Annotated in this window: 17 protein-coding genes; 9 read left to right on the top strand and 8 right to left on the bottom strand. The window is 67.1% G+C overall.

The window, feature by feature from the left end; translation table 11 throughout:
• Positions 1–10: 10 nt before the first annotated feature.
• Entirely contained in the window at positions 11–1453 is a 1443-nt protein-coding gene (locus AC1DYD_RS23495) for a patatin-like phospholipase family protein (protein ID WP_478175162.1), read from the bottom strand.
• Between the two features lie 199 nt (positions 1454–1652).
• Here AC1DYD_RS23495 and AC1DYD_RS23490 point away from each other — a divergent pair, with 199 nt between their 5' ends.
• On the top strand, positions 1653–2420 hold the full coding sequence (locus AC1DYD_RS23490; protein ID WP_478175161.1) for a BON domain-containing protein: 768 nt from the start codon (positions 1653–1655) through the stop codon (positions 2418–2420).
• 17 nt (positions 2421–2437) lie between these two features.
• Here AC1DYD_RS23490 and AC1DYD_RS23485 read toward each other — a convergent pair whose 3' ends face one another.
• Genes AC1DYD_RS23485 through AC1DYD_RS23475 form a run of 3 tightly spaced genes read right to left on the bottom strand, consistent with a single transcriptional unit; the run spans position 2438 to position 5629 of the window.
• Positions 2438–3358, bottom strand: coding sequence for an NAD(P)-dependent oxidoreductase (locus tag AC1DYD_RS23485; protein WP_478175160.1), 921 nt, complete (start codon positions 3356–3358; stop codon positions 2438–2440).
• A 53-nt stretch (positions 3359–3411) separates the two neighbouring features.
• Positions 3412–4548: a PilT/PilU family type 4a pilus ATPase gene (locus tag AC1DYD_RS23480; protein ID WP_478175159.1), complete on the bottom strand. Its 1137-nt coding sequence runs from the start codon at positions 4546–4548 to the stop codon at positions 3412–3414.
• A gap of 37 nt (positions 4549–4585) precedes the next feature.
• On the bottom strand, positions 4586–5629 hold the full coding sequence (locus tag AC1DYD_RS23475) for a type IV pilus twitching motility protein PilT (protein WP_478175158.1): 1044 nt from the start codon (positions 5627–5629) through the stop codon (positions 4586–4588).
• Positions 5630–5668: 39 nt separating this feature from the next.
• Here AC1DYD_RS23475 and AC1DYD_RS23470 point away from each other — a divergent pair, with 39 nt between their 5' ends.
• From AC1DYD_RS23470 to AC1DYD_RS23455, 4 genes are all read left to right on the top strand, one after another.
• On the top strand, positions 5669–6355 hold the full coding sequence (locus tag AC1DYD_RS23470; RefSeq protein ID WP_478175157.1) for a YggS family pyridoxal phosphate-dependent enzyme: 687 nt from the start codon (positions 5669–5671) through the stop codon (positions 6353–6355).
• A 148-nt stretch (positions 6356–6503) separates the two neighbouring features.
• Positions 6504–6866, top strand: a complete 363-nt coding sequence (locus AC1DYD_RS23465) for an ArsR/SmtB family transcription factor (RefSeq protein ID WP_478175156.1) — start codon at positions 6504–6506, stop codon at positions 6864–6866.
• Between the two features lie 2 nt (positions 6867–6868).
• A complete protein-coding gene (locus AC1DYD_RS23460) occupies positions 6869–7333 on the top strand; it encodes an SRPBCC family protein (protein ID WP_478175155.1) in 465 nt (154 codons plus the stop codon).
• A gap of 14 nt (positions 7334–7347) precedes the next feature.
• The gene (locus tag AC1DYD_RS23455) at positions 7348–7764 is read left to right on the top strand and encodes a GFA family protein (protein ID WP_478175154.1); all 417 of its coding nucleotides are present in this window, start codon (positions 7348–7350) and stop codon (positions 7762–7764) included.
• Here the strand turns inward: AC1DYD_RS23455 and AC1DYD_RS23450 are convergent.
• Complete coding sequence (locus tag AC1DYD_RS23450) at positions 7761–8675, bottom strand: LysR family transcriptional regulator (protein WP_478175153.1); 915 nt, start codon at positions 8673–8675, stop codon at positions 7761–7763. The genes AC1DYD_RS23455 and AC1DYD_RS23450 overlap by 4 nt on opposite strands.
• A gap of 124 nt (positions 8676–8799) precedes the next feature.
• On the opposite strand from AC1DYD_RS23450, the gene AC1DYD_RS23445 reads away from it, so the two are divergent.
• From AC1DYD_RS23445 to AC1DYD_RS23435, 3 genes are read left to right on the top strand one after another with little or no spacing between them, the layout of a single operon-like run.
• Positions 8800–10167 (top strand): MFS transporter, encoded by a 1368-nt coding sequence (locus tag AC1DYD_RS23445; RefSeq protein WP_478175152.1) that lies wholly within the window; start codon positions 8800–8802, stop codon positions 10165–10167.
• A 14-nt stretch (positions 10168–10181) separates the two neighbouring features.
• Entirely contained in the window at positions 10182–10673 is a 492-nt protein-coding gene (locus AC1DYD_RS23440; protein ID WP_478175151.1) for a GAF domain-containing protein, read from the top strand.
• 28 nt (positions 10674–10701) lie between these two features.
• On the top strand, positions 10702–11952 hold the full coding sequence (locus tag AC1DYD_RS23435) for a metal-dependent hydrolase family protein (RefSeq protein ID WP_478175150.1): 1251 nt from the start codon (positions 10702–10704) through the stop codon (positions 11950–11952).
• Positions 11953–12004: 52 nt separating this feature from the next.
• Here the strand turns inward: AC1DYD_RS23435 and AC1DYD_RS23430 are convergent, their stop codons facing one another.
• Both AC1DYD_RS23430 and AC1DYD_RS23425 read right to left on the bottom strand, forming a co-directional pair.
• Complete coding sequence (locus AC1DYD_RS23430) at positions 12005–12223, bottom strand: 2-hydroxymuconate tautomerase family protein (protein WP_478175149.1); 219 nt, start codon at positions 12221–12223, stop codon at positions 12005–12007.
• 86 nt (positions 12224–12309) lie between these two features.
• Positions 12310–13026, bottom strand: coding sequence for an SDR family NAD(P)-dependent oxidoreductase (locus tag AC1DYD_RS23425; RefSeq protein WP_478175148.1), 717 nt, complete (start codon positions 13024–13026; stop codon positions 12310–12312).
• 150 nt (positions 13027–13176) lie between these two features.
• Here AC1DYD_RS23425 and AC1DYD_RS23420 point away from each other — a divergent pair, with 150 nt between their 5' ends.
• Positions 13177–14106 (top strand): LysR family transcriptional regulator, encoded by a 930-nt coding sequence (locus AC1DYD_RS23420; RefSeq protein WP_478175147.1) that lies wholly within the window; start codon positions 13177–13179, stop codon positions 14104–14106.
• Here the strand turns inward: AC1DYD_RS23420 and AC1DYD_RS23415 are convergent.
• Entirely contained in the window at positions 14103–14585 is a 483-nt protein-coding gene (locus tag AC1DYD_RS23415; RefSeq protein ID WP_478175146.1) for an Lrp/AsnC ligand binding domain-containing protein, read from the bottom strand. The genes AC1DYD_RS23420 and AC1DYD_RS23415 overlap by 4 nt on opposite strands.
• Between the last annotated feature and the right edge of the window lie 92 nt (positions 14586–14677).

Genomic DNA, 14677 nt, shown 5'->3' with positions numbered 1-14677 from the left:
CCCACGCTCGTCACTTCGTGTACTCGCCGAGCAATTCGCGATAGGTGGGCGATTCGCGCAGCAGCCGGCCGCCCAGCGCGCGCAGGCGGTCGACTGCCTCGTCCGACAGCACGAAGCTGGTCGGCAGGTCCATGAAGTAGCGCTGCTCCTTGGGGTCCTCGATGGCGTCGAAGCTGACGTCGATGGCGTCGAAGCGCAGCTTCGGCACCGCGGCCTCTGCCTGTGCCCGCGGCATGCCCGACAGCCGGAGCTCGGCGACCTGGAGTTCGCGCTTGTCGGCCCAGCGTTGTGCAATGTCCTTCAGCAGTTCGACCGATTCGTAGGAGAAGTGATCGATCGGCACGCTCGACGACTGCAGCAGCTGCGAGACGATGCCGGGCGCGCGCGCCCGCTGGTCCCAGTCGGTGGCCGGCGCCGAGCGCGAGTTGACCACCACCACCACGATGCGCCGGATCGATGCGAGCCCCACCTGGCGCTGGAAGTTCGGGCTGGCCTCCAGCTCTTCGAGGGCCTCGAGCAGGCCGCGCAGGCCCAGGTTGTCCGAGACGCCGCCATCGACCACGTGCAGGTACGGCCGGTTCTTGCTGTCCTCGAAGTTCTGGATGTCGCGGTAGCGCAGCAGGGCCCGGCCGGCCGGGCGCGAGGGGCCGCCCGGCTTGGTGACGTCGTAGACCCAGACCGGCATGGTGGCACCGCAGCGGCCGCCGTAGTTGTGGTAGGTGACCGGCGACAGCACCGCGGGCACGGCCGAGGAGGTGGCCGCGGCCCGGGCCAGCCGCACCGTGCCGAGGTCGGAGCACAGCAGGTCGAAGTGGTCCTGCGAGAACGGGAAACGGGCACCGGTCGAGAGGTCGGTGCCGGTGACCGCGGTCACGGGGGTCGGCTTCTCGAGCAGGTCGGCGAAGGTGGCGCCGTTGAACAGGATCTCGTCGTAGTAGTCGGCGGCCAGCTCGGAGCGTCCGTACAACCCGCTGCCGAGGCTGAACCAGTTGAGCGGATTGAGCGTGCGCCGCGTCAGCGCGCCCTGCACGTCGCGCTTCAGGAAGCGCGGCTCGTACTCGGTGAACAGCTGGTCGCCATAGAGCGCGTAGGCCAGCGCGGTGAAGCTGCCGCCCGAGACGCCGGCGATCGCATCCACCTCCGCCAGCAGATTGCGCTGCACGCCCCGGACCACGATGTCGGTGCGCCGCAGCTCCTCGAGCACGCCGTAGGAGAACGCCGCCGCGCGCGTGCCGCCGCCCGAGAAGGTCAGCAGCAAGAGCGTGTGGGGATCGTTGGTGACGCCGTCGAGCGGGCGCTTGAGCATCCGGTTGATCCGGTAGCCGCTGTCGAGGTCGGCCCTGGCGATCGGCGGGTTCACCGGCGCCAGCGCATTGCATCCGGCGAGCAGCAGCAGCGCCAGGGTGCCGGCCATTCGTTGCAGGACAGGCGATCGCGCGATGGGTTGATTCACGGTGGCTTCCTTGATCGAACGGGTCGGTATCGATGTCGGACGAGGACCATGCAACATGTGCGCCATCGACCGCGTCGAATTGTAGGCAAGGGGCGCGACATGCCGCTGGCGCGAAGGTCGCGATGACAGCCCGTAACGGAGCGGTGAAAACCCTGGGCTAAACTCGCCGCGGACACAACGCACAGGAAGGCCCGCACCCATGAAGACCACATCCACGCAACGCATCGCAATGGTTTTGGCCGCGGGCGCCGTACTGGTGTCCGGTCTGACTGCCTGCGTGCCGCTGGTGGTGGGCGGGGCCGCGGCCGCCGGTGTCGGCATGGTGGCGACCGATCGCCGCAGCTCGGGCGCGCAAGTCGACGACCAGGCCATCGAGCTGCGGGCCGGCGCTCGCGTGCGCGAAATCGCCAACGACCAGATGTACGTGAGCGTGACCAGCTTCAACCGCCAGGTGCTGTTGACCGGCACGGTCGGCAGCGAGGCCGACAAGCGCCGCGTCGAGGACGTGGTGCGGCGCGTCGACAGCGTGCGCTCGGTGGTCAACGAGCTGGTGGTCGGCCCGCCGACCACCTTCCAGGAGCGTTCCAACGACACCTTCATCACCGGCAAGGTCAAGGCCTCGCTGCTCGATGCCAAGGACATCTTCGCCAACTCGTTCAAGATCACGACCGAGCGCGGCACGGTCTACCTGATGGGCATCGCGACCCGCCGCGAGACCGATCGCGCGACCGACATCGCGCGCGGCGTCGCGGGCGTCACGAAGGTGGTGCGGGTGGTCGAGATCGTCAGCGAAGCGGAACTGCAGAACCAGCTTCAACAGCAGCAGCAGAGTCAGCCGGGAGGCAACGGCGCATCGTCGGGCAGCGCGCCGGCCTCGCGCTCGAGCGTGCCGCTGCCGCCGATGGAGCCGCTGCCCTCGTCGTCGACGCCGCCGGCCGGTGGCCCGGTCACCTCACCGGTGCGCTGAGCCGCTGCAGCGGCGCATCACTTCAGGCGGGTGATCAGGCTGGAGGTGTCCCAGCGACTGCCGCCGGCCTGCTGCACGTCGGCATAGAACTGGTCGACCAGCGCGGTCACCGGCAGCCGGGCGCCGTTGCGCCTGGCCTCGTCGAGCACCAGGCCGAGGTCCTTGCGCATCCAGTCGACCGCGAAGCCGAAGTCGAACTTGCCCTCGATCATGGTCTTGCCGCGGTTGTCCATCTGCCAGCTCTGGGCGGCGCCCTTGCCGATCACGGCCAGCACCTCGTTCATGTCGAGCCCGGCGCGCTGGCCGAAGGCGATGGCTTCCGACAGGCCCTGCACCAGCCCGGCGATCGCGATCTGGTTGACCATCTTGGCGAGCTGGCCGGCGCCGCTCTCGCCGAGCAGCGTGACGGCGCGCGCGAAGGCTGCGATGACCGGCTTGACGCGCTCGAAGGTGGCCGAGTCGCCGCCGCACATCACGGTCAGCGCGCCGTTCTGGGCGCCGGCCTGGCCGCCGGACACCGGGGCGTCGATGAACTGCAGGCCGCCTTCGATCGCCGCCTTCGACAGCTCGCGCGCGACATCGGCCGAGGCGGTCGTGTGGTCGACGAAGACCGCGCCGGGGGCCATGCCGGCAAAGGCGCCGTTCTCGCCCAGCACCACCGAGCGCAGGTCGTCGTCGTTGCCGACGCAGCAGAACACGATGTCGGCGTTCGATGCGGCGCCGTGCGGCGTGGCCGAGTGGCTCACCGACGCCGAGGCCTGTGGCGCGAATTCCTGCTCCCAGTCGTGGGCCTTGCCGGCACTGCGGTTGTAGACCGTGACGTGGTGGCCGGCCAGCGCGAGGTGGCCGGCCATGGGATAGCCCATCACGCCGAGGCCGAGGAAGGCGACCTTCTGGGAAGGGGTGGAGTCGTAGGTTCTGGGGTTGAGGCTCGTCATGGGGGTACTTTAGCTCGCCCCCAGCTTGCCCCGCACTTCGTTCTGGGGGCGAGTCAAACGATCGCGAAGTGCTCCGTGCCAGCCGAAAGGTCAGTGGTGCGTGCCCGCTGGCTGTTCAGCTTGATCTGCAGGCGCAGGTCGTTGGCCGAGTCGGCGTTGCGGATCGCGTCGTCGAAGCTGATCGCGTTGCCCTCGAACAGGTCGAACAGCGCCTGGTCGAAGGTCTGCATGCCCAGGTTGCGGCTCTTCTTCATGATCTCCTTGATCTCGCCGACCTCGCCCTTGAAGATCATGTCGGAGACCAGCGGCGTGTTCAGCAGGATCTCGACCGCGGCGATGCGGCCGTGGCCGTCCTCGGTCGGGATCAGCCGCTGCGAGACCAGCGAGCGCAGGTTCAGCGACAGGTCCATCAGCAGCTGGGCGCGGCGCTCCTCGGGGAAGAAGTTGATGATCCGGTCGAGCGCCTGGTTGGCGCTGTTGGCGTGCAATGTGGCCATGCACAGGTGGCCGGTCTCGGCGAAGGCCACCGCGTGCTCCATCGTCTCGCGGTCGCGGATCTCGCCCATCAGGATCACGTCGGGCGCCTGGCGCAGCGTGTTCTTGAGCGCCGCCTCCCAGCTGTCGGTGTCGATGCCGACCTCGCGCTGCGTGACGACGCAGTTCTTGTGCGGGTGCACGAACTCCACCGGGTCCTCGACGGTCACGATGTGGCCGTAGGAATTCTCGTTGCGCCAGTCGATCATGGCCGCCAGCGTGGTCGATTTGCCGGAGCCGGTGGCGCCGACCATGATGGTCAGGCCGCGCTTGGTCATCGCGATGTCCTTGAGCACCTGCGGCATGCCCAGGCCGTCGATGGTCGGCAGCTTGGCCGGAATGGTCCGCAGCACCATGCCGACCTTGCCTTGCTGCACGAAGGCATTGACGCGGAAGCGACCGATGCCGGTCGGCGAGATCGCGAAGTTGCACTCCTTGGTGCGCTCGAACTCGGCCGTCTGGCGGTCGTTCATGATCGAGCGCGTGAGCGCCAGCGTGTGCTGCGCGCCGAGCGACTGGGCCGACACCTTGGTGATCTTGCCGTCGACCTTGATCGCGGGCGGGAACTCGGCGGTGATGAACAGGTCGCTGCCGTTGCGGCTCACCATGAGCTTGAGCAGGTCGTTGATGAACTGGCTGGCTTGATCGCGTTCCATGACGGTACTCCGGTGCGGCTGCTGCAGGACTGCGGGGTCAGCCGGGGAAATTCTCGGGGATCTTGGCCTTTCCGCGCGCTTCCGCCGAGGAAATGACATTGCGGCGCACCAGGTCGGACAGGTTCTGGTCGAGCGTCTGCATGCCCTGGCCGCTGCCGGTCTGGATCGACGAATACATCTGCGCCACCTTGCCCTCGCGGATCAGGTTGCGGATGGCGGGCGTGCCCAGCATGATCTCGTGCGCCGCCACGCGGCCCTGTCCGTCCTTGGTCTTGCACAGCGTCTGCGAAATCACCGCCTGCAGCGACTCCGACAGCATGGCGCGGATCATTTCCTTTTCCTCGCCCGGGAAGACGTCGATGATCCGGTCGATGGTCTTGGCCGCCGACGAGGTGTGCAGCGTGCCGAACACCAGGTGGCCGGTCTCGGCCGCGGTCATCGCGAGGCGGATGGTCTCGAGGTCGCGCATTTCGCCCACGAGAATCGCGTCGGGGTCCTCGCGCAGCGCCGAGCGCAGCGCGTTGGCGAAGGACAGCGTCATCGGCCCGACCTCGCGCTGGTTGATCAGGCACTTCTTGGAGTCGTGGACGAACTCGATCGGGTCCTCCACCGTGAGGATGTGGCCGTATTCGGTTTCGTTCAGGTAGTTGACCATCGCCGCCAGCGTGGTCGACTTGCCCGAGCCGGTGGGGCCGGTGACCAGCACCAGGCCGCGCGGCTTGAGCGCCAGATCGCCGAAAATCTTCGGCGCGTTGAGCTGCTCGAGCGTGAGGATCTTGGACGGAATGGTCCGGAACACCGCCGCCGCGCCGCGCGACTGGTTGAAAGCGTTGACGCGGAAGCGCGCCAGGCCGTCGATCTCGAACGAGAAGTCGACTTCCAGGAATTCTTCGTAATGCTTGCGGTGCGTGTCGCTCATGATGTCGTACACCATGGCGTGCACGGCCTTGTGGTCCAGCGCGTCGACATTGATGCGGCGTACGTCGCCGTGGACACGGATCATGGGCGGCAACCCGGCCGAGAGGTGCAGGTCGGACGCCTTGTTCTTGACGCTGAAGGCGAGCAGTTGGGTAATGTCCACGCAGTTCCTCGGTGACGTTTTGATACGACTTTGAAGATTATGACGATGATTGGCGACAAGCTCCAGCAAGTTCGGACCCGGATCGTGATCGCCTGCACGGCCGCTGGACGCGATCCGGCGAGCGTGCGCTTGCTCGCGGTGTCCAAGACCTTCGACGCCGAGGCGGTGCGCGCCGCCCATGCCGCGGGCCAGACTGCCTTCGGCGAGAACTATGTCCAGGAGGGCGTGGCCAAGATCGAGGCGCTGGCCGATCTGCGGGACCGGCTCGAATGGCACTGCATCGGCCCTCTGCAGAGCAACAAGACACGGGTGGTGGCCGAGCATTTCGATTGGGTGCACAGCATCGACCGCCTGAAGATCGCCGAGCGCCTGGCCGGGCAGCGGCCGGCCCACCTGCCGCCGCTGCAGGTCTGTCTGCAGGTCAATGTCGACGGCGGTGCCAACAAGTCCGGCGTGTCGCCGCAGGAGGCCCTGGCGCTGGCGCGGGCCGTGGCGGCCTTGCCACGTTTGCGGCTGCGCGGGCTGATGGCGATCCCGGAACCGGCGCCGGATTTCGAGGCGCAGCGGGCGCTGTTCCTGCGCGCGGCGGCCGTTTTCGAGGAGGTCCGGGCGGCGGGGATCGAAGTCGACACCTTGTCGCTGGGGATGTCGGCGGACCTCGAAGCCGCGGTCGCCGCCGGTAGCACCATGGTTCGTATCGGCGCCGCGATCTTCGGTCGGCGCTAGGGGCCTGCAATCCATGGAGCCAAACCATGGATGCCGCCCAGTGCACAGCGCCCAGGAAGGCCGCGACGGTCTTGTCGTAGCGCGTGGCGATAGCGCGGTAGCTTCAAGCGAGCCATCGCGCGGCACGTAGGCCGATGTGCTGCTTGACATGCAGGTATTTGCCTGCATATCATTGCCCGACGCACACACACAACGGATGGACGCTGACAAGGTTTTCAAGGCACTGGGCGACCCGACTCGCAGAAAGCTGCTCGACCTGCTCTACGAAAAAAACGGGCAGACGCTGGGCGAACTCTGCGAGCACCTGGACATGGCGCGGCAATCCGCTGCGCAGCACATCGGGCTTCTCGAGGCGGCCAATCTGGTGAGCACCGTGTGGCGTGGCCGGGAGAAGCTGCATTTCATCAACCCGGTGCCGCTGCACGAGGTCTACGAACGGTGGGTGCGGAAATTCGAACGCCAGCGGCTCGGCCTGCTGCACGACCTGAAGAAAGAACTCGAAGGAGAGTAACGATGAGCAAAGAGAAGACCAGCTTCGTTTATGTGACCTACATCCGCTCGACGCCGGAAAAGGTGTTCGAAGCCATCACGAAACCGGAGATCGCGCGGCGCTACTGGGGCCACGAGAACGTCTCCGACTGGAAACCCGGTTCGACCTGGGAGCACGTGCGCGCCAACGAGCAGCGCACGGTCAACGTGCTGGGCAAGGTGGTCGAGGTCGCGCCGCCGACGCGCCTTGTCATCACCTGGGCGAGTCCCTCGCAGGCCGACGATCCGGCCAGCTACAGCCGCGTGCGCTTCGATGTCGAGGCGTACGAGGAGATGGTGCGGCTGACCGTCACCCACGACGAACTCGAGGCCGGCAGCGGGATGGCCAAGGGCATCCAGCAGGGCTGGCCGATCGTTCTTTCCAGCCTCAAGTCCCTGCTGGAGACGGGGCAGGGGATCGATGTCTTCGCCAAGCCGCTGGCGGCTTGAACCGGGAGTTGCTCATGACCCAGCCCTACACCGGCGGATGCGCGTGCGGCGCGATCCGCTACACCACCCGGCACGCGCCGGTCTTCCAGAACCACTGCCAATGCCGCGACTGCCAGCGGCGAAGCGGCACGGGGCACGGCTCCTACCTGACCTTTCCCGCGCGGGCCGAGATGTCGATCACCGGCGAGGCGACGCTGTGGGAGGTCGCGGGCGACAGCGGCAACGTGAAGCTCCACGCCTTCTGCCCGGTCTGCGGAACGCCGGTCTTCCTGCGCTTCGCCGCGATGCCGGACCTGATCGCGGTCCACGCGGGCAGCCTGGACGACCCGGGCCGCTTCGTGCCGCAGGTCCTCACCTACAGCGTCCGCGGGTTGGCGTGGGACGCCATCGATCCTTCGTTGCAGGCATTCGAGCGGATGCCGTCCAGCTAGGGCCTTTCGAACAGGCCCAGCAGGACGTTCTTCAGCCACTGGTGAAGGGCCGAGGTTTCATGGCGTTGGTGCCAGAACAGCTCGATCACGCGCGGGGGCGCCTCGAGCGGGACGGGCGCATGGCGCAGGCCGGCCATTCGCCCGGGTTCCAGGGCTTCCGACCACGGCAGCACGGCGATCAGGTCGGAGCGCCGCACCACGTCGTAGGCGGCTGCGTAGTGGTTCACCGTTGCGACCAGGTGGCGCTGGAGCCCGCGGCTGCGCAGGAAGATGTCGTACGTTGGCGTGGTCTTGCCGGCCAGGCTGACGTCCACGTGGCGCGCGGCCAGGAATTTCTTCAGCGGAATCCTGTCCGGGCGATCGAGCGGGTGACCGGCGCGCATGACGCAGACGAAGCTGGGCGACCACAGCGCCCTCGACTTGAGGAAGGCCGGTCGCTGCACCTCCTCGTTGTAGACGCTGATCGCGAAATCCGCCTTGTTGTCCGCCAGCACCGGACCGAAGTCCACCAGCGTGTTCGGAATGGTGTGGATCTGCATCGACGGCGCCGCCTTGCTCAGCCGGGCCACCAGCCGTGGGACCACGATGCCGGCGACGTAGTCGGACATCGCGATGCTCAGGCTGGCCGTGCTGCGCAGCGCATCGAAGCGCTCGGCGTCGAGCGTGTCGCGGATGGCATGGAGCGAGGCGGCCAGGGGCTCCCAGAGGTCGAGCGCCCGTCGGGTCGGCTTGACCCCCGCGCCGCTGCGCACGAACAGGGGATCGTCGAAGGTGTCGCGCAGGCGGCGCAGGGCGTTGCTCACCGTCGGCTGGGTGAGCGACAGCTTCTGCGCTGCGCGGGTGACCGTGCCTTCGGTCATCAGGGCCTCGAAGACCTTCAGCAGATTGAGATCGGCGTTGCGGTAGTTCATCGTGCGAATTCATTCACCAGATCAATGGACCACATCATCAGTATAAATTTTCTTCTATGACCCATCGGTCCTACGATCCGGCCCGTCCGCCGATGCGCCATCGGCCAACCGGGAAGGGATTCACATGACCATGCTGTCCGCTCGTATCGAGCGCCTGCCGTTTTCCGGCTTTCATCGCCGGTTGCTGATCGTCGGCGGATTGGGCTACAGCTTCGATGCCATGGATGCGGCGGTGATCGCCTTCGTGCTGCCGGTGCTGCGCACCGCCTGGGACCTGAGCAGCGTGCAGATCGGCGTACTGGCCAGCGCGAATTTCATCGGCTTCTTCTTCGGTGCCCTGGTGTCCGGGTCCCTGGGCGACCTGATCGGGCGGCGCAAGGTGATGATGTGGGCGCTGGCGATCTATTGCGTTGCTTCGCTGTTCAGCGGCCTGGTCAATGACTGGACCAGTTTCCTCGGCCTGCGGATCGTCGCCGGCTTCGGCACCGGCGCCGAGAGCGTGATCATCGCGCCCTACCTGTCGGAATTCGTGGCGCGGCGCTACCGGGGCGCCTTCACCGGTGCGCTGGCGGGCTTCTTCTCCTTCGGCTTCGTTGCCGCGGCGGTGCTGGGCTACCTGATCGTGCCGGCGCACGCGGACGGCTGGCGCTTCGTGATCTTCATCACCGCCACGCCGGTGGTGATGCTGTTGTGGTGGCGCCGCGTGCTGCCGGAGTCGCCGCGCTGGCTGGAAAGCCAGGGCCGCGTCGCCGATGCCGAGGCGATCATGGACGCGGTCGAAGCCGACGTCACGCGGCGCGGCCATGCCTTGCCTGCGCTCGACCCCGCCGATGTCGCGGCGCCGCCGCCCAGCAGCCGCCGCGGCGGCCTGTGGAAGAACTACGCCACCTTGCTCTCGCGCAAGCTCCTGCGGACCACCAGCATGACCTGGCTGATGTGGCTGTCGATTACCTTCAGCTACTACTCCTTCTTCACCTGGATCCCGAGCCTGCTGGTGCAGAACGGCATGACGATAACCAGGAGCTTCGGCTATTCGCTGGTGATGTACCTGGCGCAGGTGCCGGGCTACTTCTCCGCCGCCTGGCTCAACGACCGGATCGGCCGCCAGGCCACCATCGTCGGCTACATGCTGATGGGCGGCTTGGCTGCCCTGGGGCTCGCGTTCACCCACAGCGACAGCCAGATCATGCTGGCGGGGGTGCTGCTGTCCTTCTTCATGAACGGCACCTATGCCGGTGTGTACGCCTACACGCCGGAGGTGTTCCCGACCCAGGTGCGGGCGACCGGCGCCGGACTCGCTTCGGCGGTGGGGCGCATCGGCGGCATCACGGCGCCGATCCTGGTCGGCTTCATCTACCCGAACTTCGGCTTTGGCGGCGTCTTCGGGATGACCACGGCCGTGCTGCTGCTGGGCTCGGCGGCCGTGATGGTGATGGGCGTGCCGACCCGCGGACGCTCGCTCGAGGACATTGCGGCAGCCGAACTTTCCTGAGGAGGCGCGCACGCATGCCGCACACCGACGTCACCCATCTGCTCGCGGGCGTGGCCCGTGCCCACGACGACCTGCGCCAGCCGCAGGCCACTTTCGAGGCCATCGACCGGGCCGCGGCCGCGGCCATCGGCCACCGGCTGTTCACGATCCTGGTCCACCATCGCGCGGCCCGGGAGTCGGAGCGGATCTACACCAACATGACCGACGCCTACCCGGTGCGAGGGCGCAAGCCGGTCACCGATTCGCCGTGGATGCAGCAGGTCATGGCGCGCGGCGAGCCCTACATCGGGCGCAATGCCGACGACATCCGGGATGTGTTCTTCGACCATGAGCTGATCATCTCCCTGGGCTGCCGCAGCGTGTTGAACATTCCCCTGCGCTGGCGCGGCGAGACGCTCGGAACGCTCAACCTGCTCCACCAGGAGAACTGGTACGAGGACCGGCATGTCGAACTTGCCGGCGTACTGGCGCAGATGGCGGTTCCGGCCGTCATGGCGCAATCCTGATTTTCAGATCCGACCCCGGAGGCCTCGCATGACCGAATCCGTGCTTTTCAAGAACGCCCATCTGCTCGACCCCTTGCTCGGCGAGTTGCAGGAGGACCGTGACATCCTGGCCGAGCAGGGCGTGGTGAAAGAGGTCTCGGATCGGCCGATCCGCAGCGCTGCGGCGGCGCGCGTCATCGACGTCAAGGGCAAGACGGTGATGCCCGGCCTGATCGATCTCCATGTCCATGTCGTCGCCGTCGAGCTCAACCTCGCGCGCCAGGTGCACATGCCCAATGTGCTCGTGACCTTGCGCAGTGTGCCGATGCTGCGCGGCATGCTGCGCCGTGGTTTCACCACCGTGCGCGATGCGGGCGGTGCGGGCTTCGCGTTCAAGCAGGCCGTCGAGTTCGGGCTGGCGCAAGGGCCCCGCTTGTTTGTCTCGGGGCGTGCCCTGAGCCAGACCGGCGGACACGGGGACATGCGGGCGCGCTCGGACTTCCTGAGCAACGATCCGACATGCGCCTGCTGCGTGCGCGTCGGCGCGTTGGCGCGCGTGGTCGATGGCGTCGATGCGGTCCGCAAGGCCACGCGGGAAGAACTCCAGATGGGCGCCGACCAGATCAAGATCATGGCCTCCGGCGGCGTGGCGTCGCCGACCGATCCGGTGGGCGCGTTCGGATACTCCGAGGACGAGATCCGCGCCATCGTGGACGAGGCCAGCGCGCGTGGCACCTACGTGCTGGCCCATGCCTATACCGCGGCCGCCATTGCGCGGGCCGTGCGCTGCGGGGTCCGCACGATCGAGCATGGCAACCTGGTCGATGCGCCGACCGCCGCCTTGATGGCGCAGGCCGGCGCCTATGCGGTGCCCACGCTGGTGACCTACGACGCGCTGGCGAGCGAAGGCGAGAGCTTCGGCCTGCCGAAGGAAAGCGTGGCCAAGGTGGCGGACGTGCGCGAGGCGGGCCTGCGCTCGCTCGAAATCTACAAGGCAGCCGGCGTGAAGATGGGCTTCGGTTCCGACCTGCTGGGGGAATCGCAACGTCTGCAGAGCAATGAATTCCGCCTGCGCGCGGAGGTGTTGTCGGCCGCCGAGGCTGTGGCCAGCGCGACCGTCGTGGGGGCCGAGGTGCTGGGCATGAGCGACCGCCTCGGCCGTCTCGTGCCCGGCGCGCTGGCCGACCTGCTTGTCGTCGACGGCAATCCGCTCAAAGACGTCAACTGCCTGCTGGGGCAGGGCGAGCGGATTGCGCTGGTCATGAAGCAAGGCGTGGTCGAGTTCGACGAACTGCGCTAGCCAGGACTGCGGCGCGAGCGGCCCCGCTGGCTTCCCGCTTCGAGCCAGCCCCTCAGGGGCGTCGGGCCGCGGCCTGTTCGCGGCGCAGCTCGGCGACTGGGCGTCCGCCCACGCCCCAGTTGTCGAGATCCACCTCGTCGATCACCACGAAGGTGGTGGCCGGGTCCTTGTCCAGCACGCGCACCATCAGCTCCGTGGCGCCGGCGATCAGCTGCTGCTTCTGTTCCTGCGTCACGCCTTCGCGCGTGATTTCAATCTTGATGTAGGGCATGTCGCGTCACCGGGGGCTTGCGCCCGCGGCGCTCCGTTGCGTGGGTGTTGGGGTGTTGTTCCGGCGGTGCGTCGACGCGGCGAATGTCACCAGTGGCCCGCAGCTTGCCCGCCGTCGACGTGAAGGATCTCGCCCGTCACGAACGAAGCGTGCTCGAGGAACAGCACCGCGTCGACGATCTCTCCGATTTCGCCCATGCGGCCCAGCGGATGCAGGCCGTCGAGCGTGGCGTGGGTCTCCGCCGGATGCATCGGCGTCTTGATGATGCCGGGCGAGACCGCATTCACGCGAATGCCGCGCGGCGCGTACTCGATGGCCAGCGACTTGGTGGCGGCGTTCAGGCCGCCTTTGGTCAGCGACGCGAGAACCGACGGTACGCCGTTGATCGGCTGCTCGGCGAGACTCGTCGTGATCTGGACGATGTGTCCCGAGCCCTGCGCTTCCATCCGCTTCAGGGCCAATTGACTGATGTGGAAGAAGCTGGCCAGGTTGGTGCCGATGTTCGCCGCCCAGTCCTCGCTGGTGAACTGGGTGAACGGCTTGGCCGTGAAGATGCCGGCGTTGTTGACCAGCGTGTCGATGCGGCCGAAGCGATCCACACCCTCGCTGAAGATCCGGTCGGCCGTCGCGCGCTCCGCGGCGTCGCCGGCGATCGCCAGGATGTCCGGATCGGGGCTGGCGCCAATCGAGCGCGAGTTGGCGACGACCCGGAAGCCGGCCTTGCGATAGGCCTTGACGAGCGCTGCACCGATGCCGCTGGAGGCGCCTGTGATGACGGCGACCTTGGAAACGTTGGGGGTCATGAAAACAGTCCTTTGAAGTGGAGGGTTGACAGACCTCGGCGGGTTGCTGGATCTGTTGCCCAGACTTTATTGATGTTCTTTTGTGGCTTAAAGTGGCTACAAAGAACATCTATGAGTACATGATGTAATGAATCAAGCGAGCCACACCCCATGAATCGACAGTTCGACGACGTGATGCTGGGCAGCATCGAACTGTTCTGCCTCGCCGCCGAGCAAGGCAGCTTCACGGCCGCGGCGGCGACCGCATCGGTGACGCCTGCGGCCGTCAGCCGTTCAGTCTCGCGGCTGGAACAGCGGCTCGGCGTGCGGCTCTTCACGCGGACGACGCGCCAGATGCGCCTGACCGAGGCGGGGCGCGGCTATTTCGAGCAGTGCCGGCAGGCGCTGAACCAGCTGGTCGAAGCCGAACGGGAGCTCAGCGGCCACCAGCTCGCGCCGTCCGGCCTGCTGCGCATCAGCGCGCCGACCACCTACGGCCATTACCGCCTGCTGCCGCTCGTGCCGGCATTCCGCGAGCGCTATCCGGAGGTGAAGGTCGAGGTCAACGTCAGCAACCGCAACATCGACTTCGCGGACGAGGGCTACGACCTGGCCGTACGGGCCCGGGCGACGGGCGACTCGACACTGGTGGCACGGCATCTGGAGGACACGCCGCTCGTCGTCGTCGCTTCGCCCGACTACCTGAAGCGCCACGGAAAGCCATCGACCCTCGATGACCTGCGGGCCCATGAGTGCATCCAGTTCGAACTGCCGAGCAGCGGACGCACCGTCCCGTGGCAGTTCCGGCAGGACGGGCAGGACCTCGATCTGCAGACCGCCGGCGGCTATGCATGCTCGGACGACGTGGTCGCCGGCGCCACGCTGGCGCGCTACGGCGCGGGTGTGTTCCAGGTCTATCGCTTCGTGGTCGAGGAGGACTTGCGCACGGGCCGGCTGGTCGAATTGCTGAAGGACTTCAGCGGCCGGTCGCGGCCGCACAGCCTGTTGTATCCACACCGGCGTTTCGTGCCGTTGCGGGTGCGCGTGTTCGTCGACTATCTGCTCGGCCAGCGTTCGGCATGGACGCAGGCGCAGCCCTAGCCGGGCAGCGGAATCCGCGCGCTGCTCTTCACTTCTTCCATCACCGCATAGGTTCGCGTCTCGCGCACGCCGGGCAGTTGCCACAGCACCGTGCCGGCGAAGTCGCGGTAGGCCGCCATGTCGGCCATGCGGGTCTTGAGCAGGTAGTCGAAGCCGCCCGCCACCATGTGGCATTCCATGATCTCGTCGCGCACCTGCACCGCGGCCTTGAACTCGTCGAACACATTGGGCGTGGTGCGGTCGAGCAGCACCTCGACGAAGACCGTGAAGCCGCGGCCCAGCTTGTGCGGGTCGAGGCGGGCCTCGTAGCCCAGGATGAAGCCGTCGCGCGCCAGGCGCTGCACCCGGGCCAGCACGGCCGTCGGCGAGAGCGCGACGGCCTCGGCCAGCTTGAGATTCGAAATCCGGCCGTCTTCCTGAAGAACCTTCAGGATTTTCATATCGATGCGGTCGAGATCGGTGGCTGATTCGTTTGTCACTAGCGAATTATCCGGTTGGGTCGCAAACTTTGGTGAATAACTCGGCGCAGGAAAGCGGAGCATCGCTTCCATCGACCACCCGGAGTTTTCGC

The organism is Variovorax sp. P4_B11 (assembly GCF_056402355.1).
The sequence above is the reverse complement of the archived record's forward strand: the minus strand, read 5'-3'. Positions and strand labels throughout refer to the sequence as shown.

Bases quoted from the DNA above. Each gene is read 5' to 3' on its own strand.
- AC1DYD_RS23490 (WP_478175161.1), top strand. From the start codon at position 1,653: ATGAAGACCACATCCACGCAACGCATCGCAATGGTTTTGGCCGCGGGC.
- AC1DYD_RS23485 (WP_478175160.1), bottom strand. From the start codon at position 3,358: ATGACGAGCCTCAACCCCAGAACCTACGACTCCACCCCTTCCCAGAAG.
- AC1DYD_RS23480 (WP_478175159.1), bottom strand. From the start codon at position 4,548: ATGGAACGCGATCAAGCCAGCCAGTTCATCAACGACCTGCTCAAGCTC.
- AC1DYD_RS23470 (WP_478175157.1), top strand. From the start codon at position 5,669: ATGACGATGATTGGCGACAAGCTCCAGCAAGTTCGGACCCGGATCGTG.
- AC1DYD_RS23465 (WP_478175156.1), top strand. From the start codon at position 6,504: ATGCAGGTATTTGCCTGCATATCATTGCCCGACGCACACACACAACGG.
- AC1DYD_RS23460 (WP_478175155.1), top strand. From the start codon at position 6,869: ATGAGCAAAGAGAAGACCAGCTTCGTTTATGTGACCTACATCCGCTCG.
- AC1DYD_RS23455 (WP_478175154.1), top strand. From the start codon at position 7,348: ATGACCCAGCCCTACACCGGCGGATGCGCGTGCGGCGCGATCCGCTAC.
- AC1DYD_RS23450 (WP_478175153.1), bottom strand. From the start codon at position 8,675: ATGAACTACCGCAACGCCGATCTCAATCTGCTGAAGGTCTTCGAGGCC.
- AC1DYD_RS23445 (WP_478175152.1), top strand. From the start codon at position 8,800: ATGACCATGCTGTCCGCTCGTATCGAGCGCCTGCCGTTTTCCGGCTTT.
- AC1DYD_RS23440 (WP_478175151.1), top strand. From the start codon at position 10,182: ATGCCGCACACCGACGTCACCCATCTGCTCGCGGGCGTGGCCCGTGCC.
- AC1DYD_RS23435 (WP_478175150.1), top strand. From the start codon at position 10,702: ATGACCGAATCCGTGCTTTTCAAGAACGCCCATCTGCTCGACCCCTTG.
- AC1DYD_RS23430 (WP_478175149.1), bottom strand. From the start codon at position 12,223: ATGCCCTACATCAAGATTGAAATCACGCGCGAAGGCGTGACGCAGGAA.
- AC1DYD_RS23425 (WP_478175148.1), bottom strand. From the start codon at position 13,026: ATGACCCCCAACGTTTCCAAGGTCGCCGTCATCACAGGCGCCTCCAGC.
- AC1DYD_RS23420 (WP_478175147.1), top strand. From the start codon at position 13,177: ATGAATCGACAGTTCGACGACGTGATGCTGGGCAGCATCGAACTGTTC.